The organism is Streptomyces sp., from assembly GCF_031178505.1.
Taxonomy (GTDB): Bacteria; Actinomycetota; Actinomycetes; order Streptomycetales; family Streptomycetaceae; genus Streptomyces; species Streptomyces gulbargensis.
This window is the reverse complement of sequence record NZ_JAPSIW010000298.1, coordinates 1-7720: the sequence shown is the minus strand read 5'-3', so window position 1 is coordinate 7720 and position 7720 is coordinate 1. Positions and strand designations below refer to the sequence as shown.

General features: G+C 75.4%; 8 protein-coding genes. 3 read left to right on the top strand and 5 right to left on the bottom strand.

Annotated features, from left to right (window positions below; translation table 11 throughout):
• Nucleotides 1–867: hypothetical protein (locus RIF68_RS19795; protein ID WP_309052616.1), on the bottom strand; the 867-nt coding region annotated here is incomplete at its 3' end.
• Between the two features lie 61 nt (nucleotides 868–928).
• Between RIF68_RS19795 and RIF68_RS19790 the strand changes: the two genes are divergently transcribed.
• Nucleotides 929–1729: a DUF817 domain-containing protein gene (locus RIF68_RS19790; protein WP_309052615.1), complete on the top strand. Its 801-nt coding sequence runs from the start codon at nucleotides 929–931 to the stop codon at nucleotides 1727–1729.
• 28 nt (nucleotides 1730–1757) lie between these two features.
• Here the strand turns inward: RIF68_RS19790 and RIF68_RS19785 are convergent, their stop codons facing one another.
• A complete protein-coding gene (locus tag RIF68_RS19785; RefSeq protein ID WP_309052614.1) occupies nucleotides 1758–1931 on the bottom strand; it encodes a hypothetical protein in 174 nt (57 codons plus the stop codon).
• 242 nt (nucleotides 1932–2173) lie between these two features.
• Between RIF68_RS19785 and RIF68_RS19780 the strand changes: the two genes are divergently transcribed.
• Together RIF68_RS19780 and RIF68_RS19775 are read left to right on the top strand one after the other, a co-directional pair.
• A complete protein-coding gene (locus RIF68_RS19780) occupies nucleotides 2174–2731 on the top strand; it encodes a DUF2867 domain-containing protein (RefSeq protein WP_309052613.1) in 558 nt (185 codons plus the stop codon).
• Nucleotides 2732–2848: 117 nt separating this feature from the next.
• On the top strand, nucleotides 2849–3307 hold the full coding sequence (locus RIF68_RS19775; RefSeq protein ID WP_309052612.1) for a GNAT family N-acetyltransferase: 459 nt from the start codon (nucleotides 2849–2851) through the stop codon (nucleotides 3305–3307).
• A gap of 88 nt (nucleotides 3308–3395) precedes the next feature.
• Here the strand turns inward: RIF68_RS19775 and bla are convergent, their stop codons facing one another.
• The 3 genes from bla to RIF68_RS19760 all read right to left on the bottom strand — a co-directional run.
• The gene (gene bla, locus RIF68_RS19770; RefSeq protein WP_309052611.1) at nucleotides 3396–4310 is read right to left on the bottom strand and encodes a class A beta-lactamase; all 915 of its coding nucleotides are present in this window, start codon (nucleotides 4308–4310) and stop codon (nucleotides 3396–3398) included.
• A gap of 98 nt (nucleotides 4311–4408) precedes the next feature.
• A complete protein-coding gene (locus RIF68_RS19765; RefSeq protein WP_375165121.1) occupies nucleotides 4409–7309 on the bottom strand; it encodes an NHLP bacteriocin export ABC transporter permease/ATPase subunit in 2901 nt (966 codons plus the stop codon).
• A 1-nt stretch (nucleotide 7310) separates the two neighbouring features.
• A partial coding sequence (locus tag RIF68_RS19760) for an ATP-binding cassette domain-containing protein (protein WP_309052610.1) occupies nucleotides 7311–7720 on the bottom strand: 410 nt, incomplete at its 5' end.

Here is a 7720-nt window from a genome sequence, read left to right as displayed (position 1 = left end):
GACCGCCCGGTCTGGGCCGCGTGGTACCAGGGCCCGCCGGCGGAGCCCAACCTGTGGGCGCCGTACGACGCGCGGGGCAGGGCCGCGTGGCTGGACCGGGCGGTCCGCCGGTGACGGCCGGTCGTCACCACCGTCGGTGAGGGTGATGTCGAGGAGAGCGCCGCCGAGGACCGACGGTCGCGCTCCGGTGACGGCCAGGCCGACGGGGCGGGAGGCCGTCACGGCGCCATGACGATCCAGGACCAGGAGGTGGCCCCGGTCCCGCTCCGGCCGACGGGGCCGCCGCAGCGCCGCGAGCAGCGGCTCCGCGGGCTCGCAGCCGATCAGCTCCAGCGGGACGGGGGCCGGGTCCACCCGCGCCTCGAACAGGCCGTCCACCCCGGAGCACCGGCCCGCGCTCGCCTCGGCGACCGACGTTCCCGCGAAGAGTTCGAAGTGCGGCACCGACGGCGGCGCCACGAAGGCGTCCTCGTTCCTGACGCCGGCGCCGAGCACGATGTCGTACCGTCCCGGGTCGGCCGGGTGGGGCCGGTGGGCCACCACTGCCGCGTCGACGAGAGTCCACCACTGCACGGGCCTCCCGCCGTCCCACACCTCGACGCACACGTCACCCAGGCCCCGTGGGGCGCCGGGTTCGGCCAGGACCTCGCTCAGGAGACCGTCGGGGCGGCACCCGCGGAGGGTGAGGACCTCCCGTGGAGGCGGGACCGGGTCGACGAAGAATCCCTCGACACCCGCGCACCTCCCCCAGAACTCCTCCCCGCCGTCCTGGTCCTCCCGCAGCAAGAGGTACTTCACCGGAAAGCCCCGGTCCCACGTGGCGTGATCCGCGATGCGCACCCGACCCCCGAACATGTGAACAGTCATCGCGCCCACGATACGGACATCCACCCGAAACCGCGTGCGAGCCGGCCGCGTCCCTCCCCGCATGGAGACAGTCATCCGCGGGACCCGCCACCTCCTGCGGTTCGCGGTCCTCGAGGCGCGCTGCTGCGCCTTCGCCGTCGCGCTCGTCGGGGGCATCGCCGTCTCGGGCCTGCTGCCGGAGCTCCCCCTGGCCCGCTACGACCTCCTGCTCCTCTACGGCGCCGGCCTGACCCTCCTGTCCTGGCGGCTCGGCTGGGACAGCGGGAGGGACCTCGCCGTGATCGCCGGCTGCCATGCGATCGGCCTGCTGTTCGAGCTGGTGAAGGTGCGCCTGGGGTCCTGGAGCTACCCGGAGGAGGCCCTGACGAAGGTGGGGGGCGTCCCGCTGTACGGCGGGTTCATGTACGCGGCCGTGGGCAGCTACGTGTGCCGGGCCTGGCACCTGATGGACCTGCGGCTCACCGGCTACCGTCCACGTCTCATGGCCGTCCTCGCCGGCGCCGTGTACGTCAACTTCTTCAGCCACCACTGGCTGCCGGACGCCCGCTGGGCGCTCGCGGCGCTGATCCTCCTGGCGACGGCGGGGACCTGGGTGCGCTTCCGCGTCGGGACGCGGGACCACCGGATGCCGCTCGCCCTCTCCTTCGTCCTGATCGGCTTCTTCCTGTGGGTCGCCGAGAACGCGGCGACGTACCTGGGCGCCTGGAGCTATCCGCACCAACTGGACGGCTGGGAGCCGGTGCCGGTCGCCAAGTTCGGCGCCTGGGCGCTGCTGATCACGGTCACCTTCGTCCTCGCCGCGGCGACCACGGGCACCGCCCGCCACCCCGGCCCGGCGCCAGGGGGCGGGGCCGTACCCTGACGTCCCCGGCGAGCGGGGCGGCGGCCGGCTACTCGTCGCGCTCGAAGTCGGCTTCCGCCCGCTCCTGGTCGAGGTCGGACTGGGCGTGCGTGTACAGGTCGTGCACGAACTGCCGGGCGTCCTCGCGCGAGATGCCGTCGGCGAGCCCGAGCAGCCGTTCGGTCCAGGGGCCGAACGGGTCGCCGGTCGCGGAATCGGCCATGGTGACGCCTCCCTGCGGTGAGCGCGGCCGGCCCACGGGCGGGACCCGCGGGGCGAGGGTGGACACCCCACCCCCGCCCATGCTGGGCCGGGCCGCCCGGCGCCGCAATCCGGGCCGCGTCGGCGGGCGACCGGTCGGGCCGTCCCACCGTCGTGTGCCGCTCGGTTCCGCCCGCGGCGGGCGCCCCGCGGGCGCCGGGGCACGGCGCGCGCGGCCGTCAGCCGCCGTGGCGCATCCACGCCGTGGCCCCCGACTTCACGGTCGAGGACGTGTGGTCCTTCCGCATGCCCGGCTCCGGGCCCGGTGACTTCCCCGTCGCGCTCGCGGCGCTGCGGGCCTCCGGCGGCCTCGCCCGGCAGCCCGGGCCCGCCCGCCTCCTCTTCGCCCTCCGCTGGAAGCTCGGCGCGCTCCTCGGCTGGGACGATCCCCGCGCCGGCGTCGGCGGGCGCGTCACCTCGCTCCGGGAGCGGCTGCCCGCCGACATGCGGGACGTCCCGTGGGGGGAGGACAGCGACGCCCTGCCGCTGAAGGGGGTCTACGAACTCGCCACGGAGTCGGCCCGGGAGCCGGCCAACAAGACCGTGCACAGCGTGATGCACCTCGGCTGGGTGCGCGGGGCGGACGGCGACCACGAGCTGCGCATGGCGGTGCTCGTCAAGCCCAACGGCCGGTTCGGGCGGCTGTACATGGCCGCCATCGCGCCCTTCCGGTACGGCATCGTCTACCCGGCCCTGGAGCGGAGGTGGGAAGCGGCCTGGCGGGAGCACCGGGCCGCCTCCACGGGCCAGGGGACGGCCTGAGGCGAGGGACGGGGGCGTGACCCCGGTGCGCCGGTGTCCCAGGCCCTCCGGGATGATCGTTCCCTCTGCTCGCCGCGTTCCCTTCGGCGGGCACCGGAACAAGCGAGTGTGAGCTCCATGTCGACCGACATCACGGTCCGCGCGGTACGCGCCGGGGACTTCCCCCAGTGGCGCGCCCTCTACCAGGGGTACGCCGACTTCTACGGGGTCGAGCAGACCGAGGAGGCCGCCGGCCTCGTCTGGTCCTGGGTGAACGATCCCGGCCACGAGGTCGCCGCCCTCGTCGCCGAGGACGGCGGGGGCCGCCTCGTCGGCCTGGCGCACTACCGGCCCTTCGCCCGCCCCCTGTCGGCCACCACCGGCTGCTTCCTGGACGACCTGTTCGTCGACCCGGCCCGTCGCGGCTCCGGGGCGGCGGACCTCCTCCTCGCCGCTCTGCGCGGGATCGCCGCCGAGCGCGGCTGGAGCGTCGTGCGCTGGATCACCGCCGACGACAACCACCGGGCCCGCGCCAAGTACGACCAGGTGGCCACGCGCACGATGTGGGTCACGTACGACATGGCGCCCGGCGCCTGAAGCGCCCCGCCCCCGGCAGGGGGGCGGGGCGGCCGGGGAGGCGCGCTCCGCGCCGTACGGCCCCGTGACCCGGCCTACGGCGTCCGGCTCAGACCAGTGCCTCGGCGAGGACGGCGGCCGTCGACGCCACGAGCGCGCTGTCGTTCGCGGCGTCCTCCTCGGGCCGGGCCGTCAGGACGGCGAGCACGACGGGGGTGCCGTCCGGGGCCCAGGCGACGCCGACGTCGTTGGCGCCGCCGTAGCGGGGGCTTCCCGTCTTGTCGGCCACGAGCCAGTCGGCGGGCAGTCCTCGGCGGAACCGCTCGGTGTTGGTGCTGTTGCGCAGCAGCCAGTCGGTGAGCCGGGCCCGGTCCGGGGCGTCCAGCGCGTCGCCGAGGACCAGCCGGGCGTACGTCAGGCCGATGGCGTGCGGGCTGGTGGTGTCGGTGACGCGCCAGGGCTCCGCCGAGTTGAGCTCGGGCTCCCAGCGGTCGAGCCGGGTCACACGGTCCCCGAGGCTGCGGCAGAAGCGGGTGACCGCCGTGGGCCCGCCGAGCTCCCGCAGCAACAGGTTCCCGGCGGTGTTGTCGCTGTGCCGGACGGTGGCGTCGCAGAGTTCGGCGACGGTCATGCCGCCGGCGACGTTCTTCGGCTCGCCGGTGACCGGGGAGTACCCGGACCGCTCCACGTACGCGGCGGTGTAGTGGACGCGCCGGCCCAGGTACTCCCCGTCGCGGTCCAGGTCGCGCAGGACCGCCGCGGCGGCGAGGGTCTTGAAGACGGAGGCGATCGGGAAGCGTTCGGCGGCGCGGTACGCGACCGTACGTCCGGTGCGCATGTTGCGGGCGAAGACGCCCAGCCGGGCGGTGTGGTCCCGTTCCAGTCTCCGCAGCCGGGCGACGGCGCCGCCGTCCTCCGGTGCGGCGTGGGCGGTGCCGCCGAGGGCGAGGGCGGCGGTGAGGGCCGAGCCCGCGCCCAGGGCGAGCGCGGTACGGCGGGAGAGAGCCGGCCGGTCGGTGTGCACGTGAGTCCTTCCACTGGAGATCACTGACACCACCCAACACGCCCCGCGAGCCCCACTGGTTGCACCGCGCCGCACCCGTCCCGCGCGCCGGGGGCGGCTCAGCGCAGCTGGCGGCGGACCAGTTCGTGGAAGAGACCGGTGGTGTCGGCGAGCAGTTCCGCCGGGGTGCCCTCCTGGACGACGCGGCCGTCCGCCAGAGCGATCACCCGGTCCGCATCCATGATGGTGGACAGGCGGTGGGCGACGACGATCCGGGTGGCGTTCAGGGCCTTGGTCGACTCGATGACCACGCGCTGCGCCTCGTTGTCCAGGGCGCTGGTCGCCTCGTCGAGGAAGAGCACGCGCGGCCGCCGGACGAGCGCCTGGGCGATCATCAGCCGCTGCCGCTGGCCGCCCGAGACGGTGCCGCCGCCGTCGGACAGCATGGTGTGCAGGCCCATGGGCATGGCCTTGATGTCCTCGGCCAGGCCGGCCATCGCGGCCGCCTCCCACACCTCCTCCGGCGAGTGGGCCTCGGCGCCCCGGATGCAGTCGAGGATCGAGCCGGCGAAGGGCTGGGCGTTCTGCAGCACGACCCCGCACTGCCGGCGCACGGCCGCGCGGTCGAGGGCCGCCAGGTCCTGCCCGTCGTACAGCACGCTGCCGGAGAGCGGTTCGTCGAAGCCGATGAGCAGCCGGAGCAGGGTGGACTTGCCGCTGCCGCTGGACCCGACGATCGCGACGAACTCGCCGGGCGCGATCCGGAAGCTGACGTCGTCGAGGACGAGCGGGGCGTCCTCCGCGTACCGGTAGGAGAGGTTCGTGACCTCGATCTCGCCGGTGAGGCCGCCCGGCGGGGCGCCCGCGCCCGCCGCCTCGGGCACGGCCCGCAGGATGGGCCGGACCCGCTCGAACATCGGCTGCACGGCGGCGGCCGAGAGCAGCGCGCCCGTGACCTGGGTGACGGACGACAGCAGCATCGTCAGGGCCGTACCGAAGGTGAGGAACTCACTGGGCGTCAGGGTGCCGCGCGCGGGGCCGGCGAGGAGCATGAACATCACGAGGGTGCACAGCGGCAGACAGACCGCGCTCAGCACCGCGAGGACGTTCTTGATCCGTCCCACACGCCGGTGGAGTTCGCGGGTGCGGGCGAACTCCCGCGCCCAGGCGGCGTAGGCGAAGCTCTCGGCCGCCGCCACGCGCAGCTTCGCCAGCCCGCGCAGCGTCTGGTACGCCTGGTTGTCGAGGCGGTCCCCGAGGCGGATCAGCTGCCGCTGGAAGCGCAGCTGCCACAGCCCCAGGCCGAGGAAGACCGCCGCCACCGCCAGCAGCAGGCCGATCGCGACCAGTCCCAGGGGCACGCTGTGGGTCAGGAGCAGCACGAGGCTCATGGTGCCGACGGTGCTCGCCTGGACGACGACGGGGCCCGTGCCGGACAGGACCCGGCGGATGGCGCTGATGCCCATGGCGGCGCCCGCGAGCTCGCCGGTGGAGCGGCCGGTGAAGAAGGTCGTCGGCAGGCGCAGGAGCCGGTCCCAGACGGCGGGCTGCAACGTGGCCTCGATGCGGCCCTCCATGCGGAGGATCGCGGTGTTCTGCAGGAGCATGAAGGCGGCGGAGACCACGGCGGTGGCGATGATCGCCAGACCGGCCTGGACGATGAGACCCTCCTCGGCGGCGGGTACGTAGGAGCCGAGCACCCTGCCGGTGGCGAGGGGGACGAGGGCGCCCGCGCCGACGGAGACCAGGCCGCCGAGGAGCAGCGCGCGCAGGTCGGCGCGGGTGCCGAGGAGGCTGAACCGGAGGAGCCGGAGCAGGCCGAGCGGCCGGTCGGGCAGCGGCCGGTGGAACATGACGGCGCGCGGGTCGAGTTCCGCCGCCTCGGCCCGGCCGATCCGGACGCGCGTGCCGGCGGCGGGGTCGACCGCCTCGTACCGGCCGCGCCGCCACAGCAGGGCGACGGGGCGGGCGTCGGCCGTGCGCCGGCCCACCAGGGGGCCGCTGTTCTCGCGCCACCAGTCGCCTTCGAGCCGGACGGCGCGGGTGCGGACGCGGGAGGCGAGCGCGATGCGTTCGACCGGGTCGAGCCGGCCCGCGACCGCCCCGACGGCGGTGGGTTCCGCCAGGGTGACACGCGCCTCGCGGGCGACGGCGCGGCAGACGGCGTAGGTGGCGTCGTCCCCGCTCCCGGTGGCCCCGGGTCCGTGCCCGGTGCGGCCGATGGAGGCGAGCAGCGTGCGGTCCGCCTCCGTACGCGCGGCCCGGCCCGCCTCGATGCCGGCGGCGGCGCGGTCCTCGTGGGCGCGTTCGAGCTCCTCGATCCAGCCGTCCAGGGCGTGGAGCAGGCGGTACTGGAGGTCGACCATGCCCTGCCACATCACGGGGTCGACGAGGAGGGCGGGGCCGCCGCCGTACGCTCCGGATCCGTACGCGACGCCGCCGGGGGCGACCGGCACCCAGAGGATGTCGTCGTCCGCCGCACCGGGGTCGAGTCCGGCACGGCCGCCGAGCGGGGCCTGGTAGAGCACGCGCAGGCCGCGCCCGATGCCGAGCGCGAAGGCCCGTTCGAGGGGCCCGGGTCCCGTTCCGCCCGTGCCGTACCCGCCGTGGTGCGGGTCCGCGCCGTGGACGCTCTGCCCGTCGTACCCGCCGTACGGGTCCGGGGCGGCGGGCGCGGCCAGTTCAGCCAGCTCGACGCGGCGCAGGAGGCAGCCCTCCAGGGGCCTGCCGATCAGGGTGTGGCCGGGGCCCTGCACGGGGCCGAGGAGGAGGGTGCCGGCCGGGAGGCGGCCCAGGAAGTGCCAGGGGCCGACCAGGGCGGCGTCGAGGGCGAACAGGTCCATGGCGCCCTCGGCGACGAGCCACAGCACGTGGGGGCCTTCGAGGAGGACGCTGTTCAGGCCGGCGCCGTCGACGGGTGTGCCGAGGCCGCCGAGAGCCGCCACGACCGGGTCGGAGGCGGGGTCCGCGGGCGTGGTGGCGGGCACGGACGCGGCGGTGGGCTGCTGCGGGAACGTCACCTCATCGCTCCTTGACCAGGCCGGCGTAGACCCCGCCCGCGGCGACGAGCTGCTCGTGCCGGCCGCGCTCCACGACCGTGCCCCGGTCCAGGACCAGGATCTCGTCGCTGTCGCGGACCGTGCTCAGCCGGTGGGCGATGACCACGCAGGCGCAGCCGCGGCGCCGGAGGTTGTCGATGACGATCTGCTCGGTGGCGGCGTCGAGGGCGCTGGTCACCTCGTCGAGGATCAGGACGCTGGGCCGGCGGACCAGCGCGCGGGCGATCTCCAGGCGCTGCCGCTGACCGCCGGAGAAGTTGCGGCCGTCCTGTTCGACCCGGCTGTGGATGCCGCCGGGGCGGCGGGCGACCACGTCGAGGACGGCGGCGTCCTCCAGGGCGGCGGTGACGGCCTCGTCGGGGACGGTCGGGT

Excerpts from the sequence above, each read along its gene's own strand:
- RIF68_RS19790 (WP_309052615.1), top strand. The coding sequence starts at position 929 with ATGGAGACAGTCATCCGCGGGACCCGCCACCTCCTGCGGTTCGCGGTC.
- RIF68_RS19785 (WP_309052614.1), bottom strand. The coding sequence starts at position 1,931 with ATGGCCGATTCCGCGACCGGCGACCCGTTCGGCCCCTGGACCGAACGG.
- RIF68_RS19775 (WP_309052612.1), top strand. The coding sequence starts at position 2,849 with ATGTCGACCGACATCACGGTCCGCGCGGTACGCGCCGGGGACTTCCCC.